Origin of the sequence: Rhizobium sp. BE258, assembly GCF_031457345.1 — a bacterium.
Lineage (GTDB): Bacteria > Pseudomonadota > Alphaproteobacteria > Rhizobiales > Rhizobiaceae > Rhizobium.
Map to the genome: position 1 here is coordinate 26,197 of NZ_JAVDWL010000008.1, position 16,342 is coordinate 42,538.

16 protein-coding genes are annotated in these 16,342 nt (G+C 61.7%); 6 read left to right on the forward strand and 10 right to left on the reverse strand.

Going from position 1 to position 16,342, the window contains the following annotated elements; translation table 11 throughout:
• Positions 1-54 precede the first annotated feature (54 nt).
• From J2X43_RS24915 to J2X43_RS24930, 4 genes are all read right to left on the reverse strand, one after another.
• Positions 55-951, reverse strand: coding sequence for a dihydrodipicolinate synthase family protein (locus J2X43_RS24915; RefSeq protein ID WP_310298798.1), 897 nt, complete (start codon positions 949-951; stop codon positions 55-57).
• A gap of 8 nt (positions 952-959) precedes the next feature.
• Positions 960-1,115, reverse strand: coding sequence for a hypothetical protein (locus J2X43_RS24920; protein ID WP_162698787.1), 156 nt, complete (start codon positions 1,113-1,115; stop codon positions 960-962).
• A gap of 134 nt (positions 1,116-1,249) precedes the next feature.
• The gene (locus J2X43_RS24925; RefSeq protein WP_310298804.1) at positions 1,250-2,251 is read right to left on the reverse strand and encodes a 2-dehydropantoate 2-reductase; all 1,002 of its coding nucleotides are present in this window, start codon (positions 2,249-2,251) and stop codon (positions 1,250-1,252) included.
• Positions 2,252-2,342: 91 nt separating this feature from the next.
• Complete coding sequence (locus J2X43_RS24930; protein WP_112387910.1) at positions 2,343-2,561, reverse strand: hypothetical protein; 219 nt, start codon at positions 2,559-2,561, stop codon at positions 2,343-2,345.
• Positions 2,562-2,776: 215 nt separating this feature from the next.
• Here J2X43_RS24930 and ftsZ point away from each other — a divergent pair, with 215 nt between their 5' ends.
• The gene (gene ftsZ, locus J2X43_RS24935) at positions 2,777-3,796 is read left to right on the forward strand and encodes a cell division protein FtsZ (protein ID WP_310298806.1); all 1,020 of its coding nucleotides are present in this window, start codon (positions 2,777-2,779) and stop codon (positions 3,794-3,796) included.
• 15 nt (positions 3,797-3,811) lie between these two features.
• Here ftsZ and J2X43_RS24940 read toward each other — a convergent pair whose 3' ends face one another.
• Positions 3,812-4,669, reverse strand: coding sequence for a LysR family transcriptional regulator (locus J2X43_RS24940; protein ID WP_310298810.1), 858 nt, complete (start codon positions 4,667-4,669; stop codon positions 3,812-3,814).
• 101 nt (positions 4,670-4,770) lie between these two features.
• Between J2X43_RS24940 and J2X43_RS24945 the strand changes: the two genes are divergently transcribed.
• Complete coding sequence (locus J2X43_RS24945) at positions 4,771-5,760, forward strand: zinc-dependent alcohol dehydrogenase family protein (RefSeq protein ID WP_310298813.1); 990 nt, start codon at positions 4,771-4,773, stop codon at positions 5,758-5,760.
• A 55-nt stretch (positions 5,761-5,815) separates the two neighbouring features.
• Here J2X43_RS24945 and J2X43_RS24950 read toward each other — a convergent pair whose 3' ends face one another.
• Positions 5,816-6,649, reverse strand: a complete 834-nt coding sequence (locus J2X43_RS24950; protein WP_310298816.1) for an oxidoreductase — start codon at positions 6,647-6,649, stop codon at positions 5,816-5,818.
• A gap of 130 nt (positions 6,650-6,779) precedes the next feature.
• Between J2X43_RS24950 and J2X43_RS24955 the strand changes: the two genes are divergently transcribed.
• From J2X43_RS24955 to J2X43_RS24970, 4 genes are all read left to right on the forward strand, one after another.
• Positions 6,780-7,667 carry a LysR family transcriptional regulator gene (locus J2X43_RS24955; protein ID WP_310298819.1) on the forward strand — a complete coding sequence of 296 codons (888 nt, stop codon included), beginning with the start codon at positions 6,780-6,782 and terminating at the stop codon, positions 7,665-7,667.
• Between the two features lie 84 nt (positions 7,668-7,751).
• On the forward strand, positions 7,752-8,597 hold the full coding sequence (locus tag J2X43_RS24960) for an oxidoreductase (protein ID WP_310298822.1): 846 nt from the start codon (positions 7,752-7,754) through the stop codon (positions 8,595-8,597).
• An 84-nt stretch (positions 8,598-8,681) separates the two neighbouring features.
• The gene (locus J2X43_RS24965; protein ID WP_405049644.1) at positions 8,682-9,716 is read left to right on the forward strand and encodes an alpha/beta hydrolase; all 1,035 of its coding nucleotides are present in this window, start codon (positions 8,682-8,684) and stop codon (positions 9,714-9,716) included.
• An 18-nt stretch (positions 9,717-9,734) separates the two neighbouring features.
• The gene (locus J2X43_RS24970; RefSeq protein WP_310298825.1) at positions 9,735-9,929 is read left to right on the forward strand and encodes a hypothetical protein; all 195 of its coding nucleotides are present in this window, start codon (positions 9,735-9,737) and stop codon (positions 9,927-9,929) included.
• Positions 9,930-10,111: 182 nt separating this feature from the next.
• Here J2X43_RS24970 and J2X43_RS24975 read toward each other — a convergent pair whose 3' ends face one another.
• The 4 genes from J2X43_RS24975 to J2X43_RS24990 all read right to left on the reverse strand — a co-directional run bounded on the left by J2X43_RS24975 (position 10,112) and on the right by J2X43_RS24990 (position 16,146).
• A complete protein-coding gene (locus tag J2X43_RS24975) occupies positions 10,112-10,291 on the reverse strand; it encodes a DUF1508 domain-containing protein (RefSeq protein ID WP_310298828.1) in 180 nt (59 codons plus the stop codon).
• A 113-nt stretch (positions 10,292-10,404) separates the two neighbouring features.
• Positions 10,405-10,998 carry a carboxymuconolactone decarboxylase family protein gene (locus J2X43_RS24980; protein WP_310298831.1) on the reverse strand — a complete coding sequence of 198 codons (594 nt, stop codon included), beginning with the start codon at positions 10,996-10,998 and terminating at the stop codon, positions 10,405-10,407.
• Between the two features lie 226 nt (positions 10,999-11,224).
• Entirely contained in the window at positions 11,225-12,085 is an 861-nt protein-coding gene (lepB, locus tag J2X43_RS24985; RefSeq protein WP_310298833.1) for a signal peptidase I, read from the reverse strand.
• Positions 12,086-12,321: 236 nt separating this feature from the next.
• Positions 12,322-16,146 (reverse strand): vitamin B12-dependent ribonucleotide reductase, encoded by a 3,825-nt coding sequence (locus J2X43_RS24990; protein ID WP_310298836.1) that lies wholly within the window; start codon positions 16,144-16,146, stop codon positions 12,322-12,324.
• Between the last annotated feature and the right edge of the window lie 196 nt (positions 16,147-16,342).

A 16,342-nucleotide genomic window follows, 5' to 3' on the forward strand; every position in this document is an offset into this window, starting at 1 on the left:
ATGGAGAGACGGATTGCCTTTCCATTCCGCGCCGTGGCCGAATGTATAAGATTGTCATAGGGATAATGCGCGTTTCGGCGTGGCGGCGAAGGGCATCAGCGCCGCGGCGACCGCCTCTCTTGATGCATCATCGGCGGCAACGAGCGGCAGGCGAACGTCTGCGCCAATGCCCGGATAGGCACTCAGCGCATATTTGATACAGGCAGGGTCGCCGCCGATGGCGTCGATCAGCGCCGTCATGCGATCGGCAAGCGTGAGCGCCGCAGGCAGGTTTACGCAAGCCGCGGCATGCTGCAGCGAGGTCACGAGTTTCGGAAGCACATTGCCGACAGGCGCAATCACGCCGTCGCCACCACAGGCAAGAAAGGCCGGGGCGCCGAGGGCATTGCCGGTGAAGAGATGAAGGCGGTCCCTGCAGCAGGCAAGCGTTGCCATATCGCCCTCGATGTCGAGCAGGCCGAAGATCGTGCCATCGGCAGAAAGCACGTCGAGCGTCGATGGCAGAAGCGGCGAGGCCGTCCGCGCGGGATCGTTGACGATGATCAGCGGCAGGTTGGTGACTGCCGCCAGTTCGCCAAAGTGATGCAGAATGCCTTTCTGCCCCGGCTTCGAATAATAGGGGACGGTGACCAGCGCCGCGCTGGCGCCGAGCGCTTCTGCCCGTCGCGTCGCCTCGATGGTCTTCGCCGTGCAGTTGGTGCCGGTCGCGGCAAGAACGGGAATGCGGTCACCGGCAACGCGCAGCACTGCCGAGAGAACCTTGTCGCACTCGGCCTGCGAAAGCGTCGGGCCTTCGCCGGTGACGGTTCCAACCGCAAGCGCGCCGATGCCGCTGGCGATCTGCCATTCGGCCAGCATCTCGAGTGCCTTGATGTCGAGCGCGCCGTGGCGGAAAGGGGTGACAAGCGGGGTGATGGCGCCGGAAAGGCGCAGCGAAAGATTGCGTCGCATCGAAGGGCTCAGATCCAGCTGACGATCACGTAGAGTTCGACGCAGGCAAGAATGACGCCGAACAGCATCAGCACCTGGGCCGTGCGCCGTTCACGCATGGCGCGGGCCTTGACGGCTCGGCGCGGCCGGTCGCGAAGCGGATTGGCAGGCATGACGTTGCGCATGGGATTACCTCTGCATTCTCCGCAGAGGTTAAGGCCGCCAGGCGTAGGAAATCCATTCCGGGCAGCCGCGTGTCATATATGAAAAGAATAAATGGCACAGGTCAGAAGCCATGCGGCTAAATCGGAGGTCCGCGCTAGATTGTGCGTCTGTTCTCGATATCGAGCTGCGAGGTCAGCGCAAGCACCACTTCAGACACCGGCGTCGGAACCGCCGCAAGGCGGCCGAGAGCCACCACCATGCCGCTCAGCGGCACGATCTCCAGCGCCTTGCCGGCGAGCAAATCCTGCAGCATCGAGGTTCTGACGGCGCCGATATGCCGTGATTGCTCGAGACGTTCCTCGATGGTGATCGAGAATGTGGCGCCCAGCGCGCTGCCGACGGCACGAACCTCGTTCATGATCTTGCCGACCATGTCGTAGAGCGCCGGGTCCGCCATGATATCGGTCATCAGGGCGCGCGTCAGCGCGCTCAGCGGATTGAAGGCGGCGTTGCCGGTCAGCTTGTTCCAGATATCGTCGCGGATGCGTGGGGTGGTGGAGATATTCAGCCCGGCGCCCGTCAGCAGGCTCTTGATACCCTCGAGATCGGCGCTCATTTCGCCGGAGGGTTCGCCGAGGATATAGCGGCCATTGTTCGACAGCTGGATTTCGCCCGGCCTGACGACCTCGGCGCCCTGCATCGCCACGCAGCCGATGACGCGCTCCGGGCCGATCAGCCGCCACAGCCGTCCGGCCGGGTCGAGTTCCTCGAACTGCAGTTCGGCATGCGGGCTCTGGCTGTCGCGGTGGAAGTACCACCAGGGAATGCCGTTGAGGATCATCATCACCCGCGTTCCCTGCTTGAGGAGCGTGGCGATCCCTTCGGCGGCATCGCCGAGCTGATGCCCCTTGAGGCCGGTAATGATCAGATCCTGCGGCGGCAGGGTGGAGGGATCGTCCGTTGCAGTGATCTGCACCGTAATCGGTGTTTCGCTGCCGGCCTCGAACAGCCGCAAGCCGTTTTTGCGGATGCTTTTGAGATGTGCGCCACGCGCCACCGCCGAAACGGTGACGCCGCTATCCGCGGATGCCAGCTTGGCCGCGATGGCGCCGCCAAGCGCACCGGCGCCGTAAACGCAGATCGATTTGAAGGACATTGGGGAAGGTCTCCGCGAAGATGTGATCGTCGCGTTAGACTTAGGTCATTCGCAGGCGATGGCGAATGACAATTTTTCACGAGCGCCCAAATTAGTGCGCAGTTGCGCCATCGACGAGTTCGGTGCGGCGCAGCTCATCGATTGCTGCGACAGCATCCTCGGCCGACCAGCCGGCGCGCAACGCAGCAGCCACCATCTTGATCTCGACTTCCTGCTCAAGCGCCAGGAACAGCGGCTCCAGTGCTTCCTGAACGGTCAGCGTATGCTCGTGGGGTGGGGCGACGGTCTGGCGTGCGGCAATGCTAGGCATCTCAGCGGTACTCCTCTCCGTTGGCAATGATGATGATGAAGATGACATGAATCCGTCATAATGCGCAGCGGTGAAAAAGGTTCCGAATTTTCTTTCGGAGCGGCTGCATCTTGTTCTTTCGCCCCGCCTCTGCCTTCTTGCGCCTTTAGCCTTACACTCGATTCGCTGTTCCGCAACGAGGGCGGGGCATGAGTGAGGCATCAAAGGAGAGTACGATGAGCGACGCCAAGAGCGGCATTTCGGGACTGCGGCCGCGTATCACTGTCATCGGCGTCGGCGGCGGTGGCGGCAATGCGATCAACAACATGATTGCAGAAAATCTTGAGGGTGTCGATTTCATCGCCGCCAATACCGATGCCCAGGTGCTCGCGACCTCCAAGGCATCGCGCCGCATCCAGCTTGGTGCGCATGTCACTGAAGGCCTTGGCGCGGGCTCGCTGCCTGAGGTCGGCCATGCGGCCGCCGAGGAATCGATCGACGAGATCATGGATCATCTGGCTGGTTCCCACATGTGCTTCGTCACCGCCGGCATGGGCGGCGGCACCGGCACGGGTGCAGCACCCGTCATCGCCCACGCGGCACGCCAGGCAGGCATCCTGACCGTCGGCGTTGTCACCAAGCCCTTCACCTTCGAAGGTAACCGCCGTATGCGCACGGCCGATGTCGGCATCGAGGCACTGCGCCAGGCGGCCGACACCGTCATCGTTATCCCGAACCAGAACCTGTTCCGCATTGCCGATGCCAAGACGACTTTTGCCGATGCCTTCATGACCGCCGACCGCGTTCTCTACGCCGGCGTCGGCTGCATCACCGATCTGATCGTCAAGGAAGGCCTGATCAATCTCGACTTCGCTGACGTCAAGTCGGTCATGCGCGGCATGGGCCGGGCGATGATGGGCACAGGCGAAGCGGCAGGCGAAGGCCGTGCCATGAAGGCTGCAGAAGCCGCCATTGCCAACCCGCTGCTTGACGACATCTCGATGAAGGGCGCCAAGGGCGTACTGATCTCGATCTCCGGCGGTTCCGACATGACGCTGTTCGAAGTCGATGAAGCGGCAAGCCGCATCCGCGACGAAGTTCAGGACGATGCCGACATCGTCGTGGGCGCGATCTTCGACCGCAATCTCGACGGCAAGTTCCGTGTCGCAGTTGTCGCAACCGGCCTCGATGGCAATGGCGCGCCAGCAGCTCCGGGCCACGCTGTGCAGCAGGTTCCGATCCGTACGCTGCAGTAAGTCGCCGCTCGGTGATCAGCCGGTTGACGCCAACCGGCTGATCACCACATCCATGAAGGCCCTCAGCCTCGGCAGTCGCTTCAGATCGCGATGATAGCCGACGAATGTATCACGCCCCGGCGGCGCTTCGGGCACTTCGACGCGTTCCAGGCCTTCAAAATTGTCGCCGAGCGGCCGCGGCAGAACGGCCATTCCAGCGCCGCGGGCGCAGAGCGCTGCCTGCACATCGCGATTGTTGCTCCGCATGGTGATCGTCGCCTTCGGGAACATGCGGGTCACCCAATGCACATCGGGCATCTCGGCAAAGGCCTCGTCCATGGTGACGATGGCAAAGCCGCTGCCGTCGCCTGCCGTTGGGTGAGGGGTGCCTTTCGCAACGTAAAGTCCATAGCCGATATGCATCAGCTTGCGTGAGATCACCTCCGGCTCGGTGAATGGCCGGATGCGAAACACCAGATCGGCCTCGCGCCGGGACAGGTTTAGTAGCCGCGCATCCGTCAGCAATTCGACCGAGACCTTCGGATGCGCCAGCGAGAATTCCGCCAAGACAGGCGTCAGCATGTGAAGGCCGAACCAGTCCGAGCATGAAATCCGCAGCATTCCCTCAAGCGATCGCGTGCTGCCCTGCAGTTGCCGCTCCAGCGCAACGGCTTCCTCTTCCATCCGTAACGCATGCTGCAGAACGATGCTGCCCTCGTCTGTCAACACGAATCCGTCGGCCGTTCGCTGGAACAGCATGTGACCGGTCGCAGCCTCCAGCGCCTTGAGCCGCCGCCCCATGGTCGGTTGTGTCTGGCCGAGCCTGCGGGCGGCCGCACCCAGCGTGCCTTCGCGGGCAATCGCGAGAAAGATCCTGACGTCGCTCCATTCCATGATCGCCTCATTCAATAATGAATGGAGATCATGCGATATCTTTGATTTTCATTCAATCGTGTTGGGAGGATCATCCGCTCATCGAAAACGGAGTGACCGACATGAACACGATGAAAGCCCTGATCCTCGAAAACCACAATGCACCGTTCCGCCTGGCCGAGATCGCCCGCCCGAAACCGGGTGCAGGCGAAGTGCTGGTGCGCATCAAGGCGAGCGGCGTCAATCCGCTCGACACCAAGATCCGCGCAGGTGCCGCAGAGCATGCCCGCCAGCCGCTGCCTGCCATTCTCGGCATCGATCTCGCCGGTATTGTCGAGGAGATTGGCAAGGGCGTTTCCGGCTTCCGCCCGGGCGACGAAGTCTATGGCATGACCGGCGGTGTCGGCGGCGTGCAGGGCTCGCTGGCGGAGTTCGCCGCCGTCGATGCCCGCCTGCTGGCGATCAAGCCCGCTAACCTGACGATGCGCGAAGCCGCCGCCTTGCCACTGGTCTTCATCACCGCCTGGGAAGGGCTGGTCGACCGCGCTGCCGTGAAGTCCGGCCAGACGGTATTGGTTCTCGGCGGTGCAGGCGGCGTCGGTCATGTCGCGGTGCAGATCGCCAAGGCATTCGGCGCTGACGTCTACGCTGCCGATGGTGCCGCCAAGGCGGACTATATCCGCAGCCTCGGTGCGACCCCGATCGATCACACCACCGAAAGCGTCGAGGACTATGTGGCCAGATATACCGGCGGCAAGGGCTTCGATATCGTCTATGACACCGTTGGCGGGGCAGGGCTCGATGCCGCCTTCAAGGCCGTCAAGCGTTTCGGCCATGTGGTGACCAGCCTCGGTTGGGGCACGCATGCGCTGGCCCCACTCTCCTTCAAGGCGGCCACCTATTCCGGCGTCTTCACGCTGCTGCCGCTCCTGACTGGCGAAGGACGCGAGCACCACGGCGAGATCATGCAGGAGGCAACCAGGCTTGCCGAAGCCGGACAGCTGGCCCCGCGCCTCGACGCCCGCCGCTTTGCGCTCAATGAAACCGCCGATGCTCATCGGCTGATCGAGGAGCGCCAGGCCAGGGGCAAGTTGGTAATCGATATCGGATGAGACGAGAAACGCCGCCCGTCATAAACGGGCGGCGTTTTCGTGTAGGCGACCTGCCTCAGGCGGCGAAATCGGTCGAAACGGCCAGCGCCCGCCAGATGGAAAGTTCCTGCTCGACGAAGGCATTCTTCTCGCCGAGCTTGGCCACCGTATCGCTGCCGAAGGGCATGCGCAGCGGCGGGTTTTCGGCATTCACCAGCGTCACGATGCCGGCTGCGAATTTCGCGGGATCGCCGGGTTGGGCGTGATTGGCACTGGCGGCGAAGTCACGCATGTTGCCGGCGGGTGTGCCGATATAGTCGGGGATCGATGCCGGGCTGATCGACAGCGAATTGTCGGCCAAGAAATCGGTGCGAAAGAAGCCGGGCTCGACGATCGTGACCTTGATGCCGAACGGCTCGATCTCCATCGCCAGCGATTCCGAAAGACCTTCGACCGCAAACTTGGTCGAGCCATAGACGCCCCAGCCGGGATAGCCCGCATAGCCGCCGATCGACGAGAAGTTCAGGACATGGCCCGAGCGCTGACGGCGCATATGGGGCAGCACCGCACGGGTGACCTTCAACAGGCCGAAGACATTGGTCGCATAGATCTTCTCGATCTCATCGGCGGTGGCTTCCTCGACAGCGCCGAGCAATCCGTATCCTGCATTGTTGACCAGAATGTCGATGCGGCCGAAGCGCTGGACGGCCGCTGCCGCCGCTTCCTGCGCCTGTCGCTCGTCGGTGATATCGAGTGCGGTAGCCAGCAGATTGGGGTGGTCGCCGATGGCATCGATGACGGTCTTCGGATTGCGGGCAGTGGCGACGACGGCGTCGCCTGCGGCAAGCGCTTCCTTGGTCATCAGCGCGCCAAAGCCGCGGGATGCACCAGTGATGAACCAGACTTTCATGACACGTTCCTTTCAGATCTCTCTTCGTTGTGAGTGCCGGTTTCTCTGTGCCGGTGAGGAGAATTTGACCTGAAAGCGGCTCATGCATAAGATTTGTTATTCTACGAATTATGTTGAGTGAGATTCATCAATGCGTGCGACCGATCTCTCCGAAATGGCGGCCTTTGCGGCTGTCGCCCGGCATCTCAGCTTCCGCAAGGCAGGCGAGGAAAGGGGTGTCACAGCTTCGGCGATCAGCCATGCGGTGCTCAATCTCGAAGAGCGGATCGGCATCCGGCTGCTCAACCGCACCACCCGCAGCGTCTCGCTGACCCAGGCGGGCGAACTCCTGAAATCACATCTCGATCCCGCCTTCGGTGAGATCGCCTCGGCGCTCGATGCGCTGAACCAGTTTCGCGACACGCCCTTCGGCAAGGTGCGCCTCAATGTCGCCAATTCTATCGCCCCATTCGTCATCGGCCATATCATCGGACCGCTCCTGTCGAAGAACCCCAATCTGCAGCTGGAGATCAGCGCCACCGACCGGCTGGTCGATATCGTCGAGGAAGGCTTCGATGCCGGCATCCGCTTCGGTGAGCGCGTCACGGAGGGGATGATCGCGCTGCGCATCCGCCCGCGCCTGCGTCTCGCCGTCGTCGGCTCGCCCGCCTATTTCGCGCACCGTCCCAAGCCGTTGACGCCGCATGATCTGAAGCGCCATCTCTGTATCCAGAATATGTATCCCTCCGGCCTGCGCTATCCTTGGGATTTCGAACGCGACGGGCAGCCGGTCACCTTCAACCCGAACGGACCGCTGTCGCTCGATGATCACGAGCTGATGACGCAAGCGGCCCTCGGCGGCGTTGCTCTCGCCTATGTCTGGGAAAACCGCGTCGCCGAGCATGTCGCCGCCGGGCGTCTGATCAAGGTGCTCGACGACTGGTGCCAGCCGGAGGAGCCGCTCTATCTCTACTATCCCAGCCGCCGCCACATGTCGGCCGGCTTCCGGGCGCTGATCGAGGCGATGAAGGCGGAGTAATCTGGAAATTTCGCCGTTTTGCCCTACATCAATCCTGTTACCTCCAGCCTCCCAGAGGCACTTCCCAAAGATCAGGAATAGATCATGTCCCAAGACAACGCCCCCGTCTGGTTCATCACCGGCTGCTCGACAGGCTTTGGCCGCGAGCTGGCCAAACTCACCATCGCCCGCGGCTGGCCGACCATCGTCACCGCCCGCGAAAAGGCCCGCGTCGCGGATCTCGCCGAAGGCCATGACAATGCGCTCGCCGTCGCGCTCGACGTCACCGGCCAGGGACAGATTGCTTCTGCCGTGAAGGCCGCCGAGGAGCGCTTCGGCCGCATCGATGTTCTTGTCAACAATGCCGGCTACGGCTACCAGTCCTCGATCGAGGAAGGCGACGACCAGGAAATCCGCGATCAGTTCGAGGCCAATGTTTTCGGTCTCTTCGCCATGACCCGCGCCGTGCTTCCCGGCATGCGCACCCGCCGCCGCGGCCACATCATCAACATCACCTCGGTTGCCGGCTTCATCGGCTTCCCGGCCTCGGGCTATTATTCGGCCAGCAAGCATGCCGTCGAAGGCTTCTCGGATTCGCTCGCTGCCGAGACGGCCGCACTCGGCATCCAGGTCACCTGCGTCGAGCCCGGACCGTTCCGCACGGATTGGGCCGGCCGTTCGCTGCGCCAGACCGAGAGCAAGATTAGCGACTATGCCGAGACCGCTGCCGGCCGGATGAAGCAGACGGCGGGCTATAGCGGCCAGCAGCCGGGCGATCCGGTGCGCGCTGCCGAAGCGATGATCAAGATCACGCAAGTCGAGAAGGCACCTCGTCATCTCGTGCTCGGCGCCTTCGGCTACGAGGCGGTCACCAAGAAGCTTGCCGAGCGTCTGGCGCTCGTCGAAGCCTGGAAGGAAACCAGCATCGGCGCTGATTTTCCGAAAGACTGAGCGGAAGACGCAGCAAGCCTTTGACTTCTGCGGCCGTCCTGTTCGATGATCGGGCAGGGCGGCCGTTTGGTTTCGGAGGGATGAATGCGTGACCGGTTATTGTCTGCAGCTGCTGGCGTGAGGGCGGCCGGGTTTGCATTGGCATTGCTGCCGGGCTTGCTGGTTGCGGCGGATGCCGGCGCCGCCGACATTCCGCCGCAGAGCGCGCAATCGAAACAGCAGGTCGAGGAATTGGCCGGGCGCTGGAAAGAGCATTTCGCCGATGCTGCCACCCCGGAAAAACGCGCCGCGGCCTTCCGTAGTTTCATGGCTGGTAATCCGGAGCCCGCGCGCGTGCAGATCCGTCACATGGATGCCGATGGCGTCGAGGCTGACCTCATCTGGCCTGCCCGTCTTCACCACCCGCTCGGCCGCCGCGGCATCCTCTATGTGCATGGCGGTGGCTTCCACGGCGGTTCGCCGCGCACCCACCGGCTCCTGGCCGGATCTCTCGCCAAGGCTGCCTCCTCGGATGTGCTGGTGATCGACTACCGGCTGGTCCCCGAGGGCCGCTATCCCGCACAGATCGACGATATCAGGACTGCCTATCGCTGGATGCTGGAGAACGGCTATGAGAGCGGCAACATCATCCTTGCCGGCGATGGCACCGGCGCCAATCTGGCGATCGAGGCCGTTCTGCGCCAGAAAAAGGCCGGCCGCCAGCTGCCCGCCGCCGTCATTGCGCTCAGCCCGGTGACCGATCTTTCGGCCAGCGGCGCCTCGATGACATCGAATGCCGCCACCGATCCGGTCATCACCAAGACTGGGATCGAGGCGCTGGCCAAGCCCTATCTCGGCGCGACGGCGCCTGACAACCCAGATGTTTCACCGCTCTTTGCCGATCTTTCCGGCCTGCCGCCGCTCTTCCTGCAGGTCTCGGACAGCGAAGCGCTGCTCGACGACACCCTGCGGCTTGCCGACAAGGCGAAAGCAGCAGGTGTCGAGGTGACGCTGGAGGTCTGGCCGGGCCTGATCCACGGCTGGCAGCTCTTCCCGCATCTGCTTGCCGATGCCGATAGTTCCAACCAGCGCGTCGCCGAATTCGCCATGCGCCACTTTGCTGACACCCCGCAGCAATGATCCTCAAGGAGACCGATGATGGTTAAGGCAGCCTATGTGCTTGGCACGCTCCTGGTGCTGGTCGGCCTCGTTTGGATCGGGCAGGGCAGCGGCTATTTCCCTTATCCCGCCGAGAGCTTCATGATCGACCAAACGCCGTGGATCTATTGGGGTGCGCTGGTGGCTGCCGCCGGTGCTGTAGTGATTGCGCTGGCGAGGCGGCGCGGCCGATAAGACCGGCTAGCCAGTGCAATGGTTGAGGCCAGCGTCGGGCGATACCGATCTGCTTGCTGACGACAGGGGCCATTCACCGCGCACCCGCGCGGTGAATGGCTTTGGTCCGCCAAATCGATGCCGCCCCCCCCCGGCGCATTGGATCCAGGTGGCAAGTGCGGGGTTAAAATGAGCGTGGGCGCTCACACCGGATTGCAGGTCATCCCGTTGCGCCGCGCATTGTCGATGCAATCGCTTTTATTGACATAGGCTTCAGTCGACGCACCCACGATGTCGCCGTTGCGCGCGGTTCGCCGCCAGCGCCAGCCGTTGCTTTGATAGATCTCCCAGGTGTCGACGTTTGCTTCCTTGCAGCTCGCCATCTTTTCCTCCCGTCAGTGTTGCTTGATCGGGAAAACCTAAGCGAGAAGAGCCGCTCGCTCCACGAATTGGCTACAGCCGCTGGATGGTGAAAAAGAGGGTAGCGATTGCAGCCTCAGACGAGCCCGTCGATCGGCCGTCCGATGGCAAGCGACTTGCGCAGATTGGGATCCAGCCGCTCGGCATAGACGTGGTCTGGCGCGGCACCAAGCGCGTCGAGCATCTTGGAGAAGAAGCAGCGCACCGCAGCAGCCGCCGTGATGTCGAAGATCTCCGCGTCCGAAAGCCCATGCTTCTTCAGGGCATCGACATCCTGCTGGGTGACGGTCGTGGCATCGCGCACCACCTTGGCGGCAAATTCCATGATCGCCCGCTCGGCCGCATCGACCGGTGCCTTCTCGGCCCCACCCGCTGTCGCCGCCAGCCCGTCATTGGTAAAACCCTCGCGCAGCAGCACGGAACCATGGGCCAGCATGCAATAGGACGATTTGAGCTCCCGCGCAGCAGCCAGCGTCACCAGCTCATAGCGCCTCAGCGTCATATGGCTGCGAATACTGGACAACAGCGCCCCCCAATGCTCCATCACCTCCGGCCGGTGCCCGAAGGCGCGGTACATGTTCGGCAGATAACCGTAACTCGCCTCCGCCGAGGCGTACATCGACGCGGTCTTGTCGTTCTCGGATGCATGGGGCGTATGAATGAAGGTCATTGCGCGATCCTCCTTCGCTGGTCCGGGCAAGATATTCCAGAATGGCGGTTTTGCCTATGCGCATGAGTGGGCGGATGGATCAAGAACGATCGCTCGATCACGCGTATTCTTGGAGATTGGCCGCTCGACTATGTGGTCGAACCCGACCGGCTTGCCACAGAAGCAGAAGATCGCCGCTCGAAGCAAAATTTGTATCGCGCAACAGGCGGCCAAGGTTCAGCAGGCCTTATTTTACCCATACCATGCGTCGCGCCGGATCTTCGGAATTGAAGAGCACAACGACCGCTTTGGCATAGATGTTCTCAGCGGGGACAAATCCTACGTCGAACCGGCTGTCGAGACTATTATCCCGGTTGTCGCCGAGAACGAAATAGTGGCCGTCCGGAACGGTGAATTCGGACGTATCGTCACCACGTGCAGAGTCTGTCATCTCGATGACCTCGTAGCTGCGCCCATTCAGGGTCTCTTTGAAAGCCGGCGCGGCTTTCCCTTGATAGCTGAATTCGCCAGCCGGCTCGCGTGGTACGGCCATTCCATTCAGGTAGAGGATGCCGGACCTCATCTGCACTCGATCCCCCGGCAGGCCAACGACTCGCTTGACGTAGTCAATCGTCGGATCAGGCGGAAACCGCAGTATCACGACGTCGCCCCGTTCCGGACTGCGCGCGAATATCGGTGTACGCGGACCCATATCGTAGGGAAATGAGTAGCGGCCGTAACCATAGGGGTATTTCGCAACGATAAGATAATCGCCACTCTGCACTGTCGGCATCATGGCGCTGGCCGGAATTGTGAATGCCTGAAAGACCAGGCTCCTCACCAAAACCGCCAAGGTCAGAGAGAGGCCAGCAAAGATCAAAAGCAAGCTGTACCAATGCGAATACCATGGAAAGGCGGTATGCTGTCCAAGCTTACGCGCAGCGAGACGGCCATGAAAAGCCCCGATCACTCTCCATGCGAGAGCGGCGATGTATCCGTAGGCTCCGGGGATGGCATATTTTGCGAAGAACAGAATCTGTCCTGAACTGATTGCAAGCCCGGCGATGAAATAGACAACAGCCAACCAGCCGCGACCGAGATAGGCCATTACGACATCCGGCCCGAACAGAAAGCCGATAATGGCCGCGCATACAGGGTGGCGGGCACGAAAAGCGCGTAGAATTTTCATCAAGAGCGTTGACCGATAAATTGTAAATGAAACTGTGGGATGCTTAACTTATAATTGCATTTCATTGCATCAAACTTGCTGGCTGCACAAAAGAAAAAACCAGCCGGATTTCCGGCTGGCACTTATTTTTTCAGCAAAGCAAAAGCGCTCAGAAATCAACTGCAACCGCTTGTCGCGCCGCAGGTATCGCACTTCTCGCACGTGCCATTCCGCACCATCGTGAAGTTCTGGCACTCGGAGCACATGTTGCCCGTGTAGCCCTGCATGATGGAGCGGGCGCGGCGTTCGGCTTCGACCTTCTTGGCTTCCGTCTTGGCGGTCGCAGCGTCGGCGGCGGCCTTGTCGGAGAAGAGGGCGGTTGCCTGCTGCTGGCTTTCGGTGGCGATCTCCTCGATCACTTCCTCGGCGATCTCTTCGGCCAGTTCCTTGGCGCGCTCCTCGTAATCGCGCTTGAAGGCGACGATTTCGGAGGTGGAGATGGCAACCGTTGGTTCCAGCTTGCGGGCGGCAGCGCCGGCGAAGGAGGTAACAGTCGCGGTCGAGGAGGCACGGGCGGGAGCAGCGGTCGCCGAACCCTTCGGTTCGCCGGCAGCCTGGCGTTCGCCGTTCGAAACCAGCGTCGGCTTGTAGCCGCGGGTCCAGCCGGTCGAGACGAGGTTCGTCTTGCCTTCCTGGATACCCTTGCCGAGAGCCGTGTTCGAGAAGTCGGACGTATCGACATGCGCGAGGTCATGGCGGCCGAGATAGGAGACGGCCAGTTCGCGGAACACGTAGTCGAGGATCGACGTGGCGTTCTTGATAGCATCGTTGCCGATGACCATGCCGGCCGGTTCGAACTTGGTGAAGGTGAAGGCCTCCACATATTCTTCGAGCGGCACGCCATACTGGAGACCCAGCGAGATGGCGATGGCGAAGTTGTTCATCATCGCACGGAAGGCAGCGCCCTCCTTGTGCATGTCGATGAAGATTTCGCCGATGCGGCCGTCGCCGAATTCGCCGGTGCGGAGATACACCTTGTGTCCGCCGACGGCAGCCTTCTGGGTGTAGCCCTGGCGGCGGTTCGGCAGCTTTTCACGTTCGCGGGTGACGCGTTCGACCACACGCTCGATGATCTTCTCGGTGATCGTTACGGCCTGAGCCGCGACCGGCTGCTGCAGCAGATCCTCCAGCGCATCCTCGTCGCTTTCGTCCTCGATCAGCGAGGCGTTCAGCGGCTGCGACAGCTTGGAGCCGTCACGGTAGAGGGCGTTCGCCTTGAGGCCGAGCTTCCAGGAGAGCATGTAGGCGCTCTTGCAATCGTCGACCGTAGCATCGTTCGGCATGTTGATCGTCTTGGAGATCGCGCCGGAGATGAACGGCTGGGCAGCCGCCATCATGCGGATGTGGCTGTCGACCGAGAGGTAACGCTTGCCGATCTTGCCGCAGGGATTGGCGCAATCGAAGACGGCGAGGTGCTCGTTCTTCAGGAACGGTGCGCCCTCAAGCGTCATCGCACCGCAGACGTGAACGTTGGCCGCCTCGATGTCCTTCTTCGAGAAGCCGAGATGGTCGAGCAGGTTGAAGCTCATGTCGCCGAGCTGCTCGTCGGAAACCTTCAGCGTGCCCTTGAGGAAATCGGTGCCGAGCGTCCACTGATTGAAGACGAACTTGATGTCGAAGGCCTGCTTGAGCGCGCCGTTGACCGCTTCGATCTTCTCGTCGGTGAAGCCCTTGGCCTTCAGCGAGCCGGGGTTGATGGCCGGTGCCCGGTTCAGGTTGCCGTGGCCGACTGCGTAAGCTTCGATCTCGGCGATCTGGCTTTCGGAGTAGCCGAGCGTGCGCAGCGCTTCCGGAACGGCGCGGTTGATGATCTTGAAGTAGCCGCCGCCGGCGAGCTTCTTGAACTTCACCAGTGCGAAATCAGGCTCGATACCGGTCGTGTCGCAATCCATGACCAGGCCGATCGTGCCGGTCGGCGCGATAACGGTTGCCTGAGCGTTGCGGTAGCCATGCTTTTCGCCGAGCTCGAGTGCCTTGTCCCAGGCGCTCTTGGCGTGTGCGGCCAGATCCTGATCCGGATTTTCGGAGTGGATCAGGGCGACCGGGTTGATCGACAGACCCTCGTAGCCGGACGTCTCGCCATGGGCGGCGCGGCGATGGTTGCGGATGACGCGCAGCATGGCTTCGCGGTTCGGCTTGAACATCGGGAACGGACCGAGTTCAGCGGAGATTTCGGCCGACGTGGCATAGGAAATGCCGGTCATGATCGCCGTCAGCGAGCCAGCGATGGCACGGGCTTCGTCGGAGTCGTAGGGAATGCCCGACGACATCAGCAGGCCGCCGATATTGGCGTAGCCGAGGCCGATCGTGCGGTATTCGTAGGAGCGCTCGGCAATCTGCTTCGACGGGAACTGCGCCATCATCACGGAGACTTCGAGAACGACGGTCCAAAGACGGACGGCATGCTCGTAATCCGCAATATCGATGCGCTTGGTTGCCGCGTCCTTGAACTGCAGCAGGTTGAGCGAAGCAAGGTTGCAGGCCGTGTCGTCGAGGAACATGTATTCCGAGCACGGGTTGGAAGCACGGATCGGGCCGGCCGCCGGGCTGGTGTGCCAGTCGTTCATCGTCGTGTTGAAATGCAGGCCCGGATCGGCCGATGCCCATGCGGCGTAGGAGATCGACTCCCAGAGGTCGCGGGCCTTCAGCGTCTTCATGACCTTGCCGTCCTTGCGGGCGGTCAGGTTCCAGTCACCGTCGTTCTCGACAGCGCGCAGGAAGTCGTCCTTGATCGAGACCGAGTTGTTGGAGTTCTGGCCCGAAACCGTCAGATAGGCTTCCGAATCCCAGTCGGTGTCATAGGTCTTGAACTCGAGGTCCTTGTAGCCCTGCCGGGCGAACTGGATGACGCGGCCGATATAGTTTTCCGGAACCTGGTCCTTCTTGGCAGCGCGGATTTCGCGCTTCAGGGCTGGGTTCTTGTTGGCGTCGAAGCAATCGCCGTCATCGCCACCGTCGCAATTGACGCAGGCCTTCATGATCGCCTTCAGATGCTTGGCGACAACCTTGGAACCGGTGACGAGCGCGGCAACCTTCTGCTCTTCCTTGACCTTCCAGTTGATGTATTCCTCGATATCCGGATGGTCGATATCGACGACCACCATCTTGGCCGCACGGCGGGTCGTGCCGCCGGACTTGATGGCGCCGGCAGCCCGGTCGCCGATCTTCAGGAAGCTCATCAGGCCGGAGGAGCGGCCGCCGCCGGAAAGGCGTTCGCCTTCGCCGCGCAGGTAGGAGAAGTTGGAACCGGTGCCGGAACCGTACTTGAAGAGACGGGCTTCGCGGACCCAGAGGTCCATGATGCCGCCTTCGTTGACGAGATCGTCTTCAACCGACTGGATGAAGCAGGCATGCGGCTGCGGATGTTCGTAAGCCGACTTGGACTTGGTCAGCTTGCCGGTGAACGGATCGACATAATAGTGGCCCTGGCCGGGGCCATCGATGCCATAGGCCCAATGCATGCCGGTGTTGAACCACTGCGGCGAGTTCGGGGCAACGCGCTGTGTGGCAAGCATGTAGGCAAGTTCGTCGCGGAAAGCAGAGGCATCTTCCTCGGACGAGAAATAGCCGCCTTTCCAGCCCCAGTAGGTCCAGGTGCCGGCGAGGCGGTCGAAGACCTGACGGGCGTCGGTCTCGGAGCCGTATTGCTGATCCTTCGGCAGATCCTTCAGCGCCGCTTCATCGGCAACCGAGCGCCACAGGAAGGAAGGAACGTCGTTTTCCTCAACCTTCTTCAGCTTGGCGGGTACGCCGGCCTTGCGAAAATACTTCTGCGCCAGAATGTCGGCGGCAACCTGCGAAAACTGCGCGGGAACATCGATGTTCTCGAGGCGGAAGACGATCGAACCGTCAGGGTTCTTGATCTCGCTGGTCGCCTTGCGGAATTCGATCTCCGTATAGGCGCCCTGATCTGCCTTCGTAAAACGCCGTTCGATGCGCATGTTGCCTAACCTCTAGATTGCGCGCCCCGTCCCCGATGACCAAGGCGCAAGTTTCCTCATCCGGCAGCGCCGTAAAGAGCGCAGCCAGTTCTCGTATCCGTATCGTGACAGGGGTGTCATCCGGAGATGTCCTTCCTGTATCTTGTGGTGATGATGGCTGCTAGCACTAAATATAGTATTAACAGCTTATTTTCGC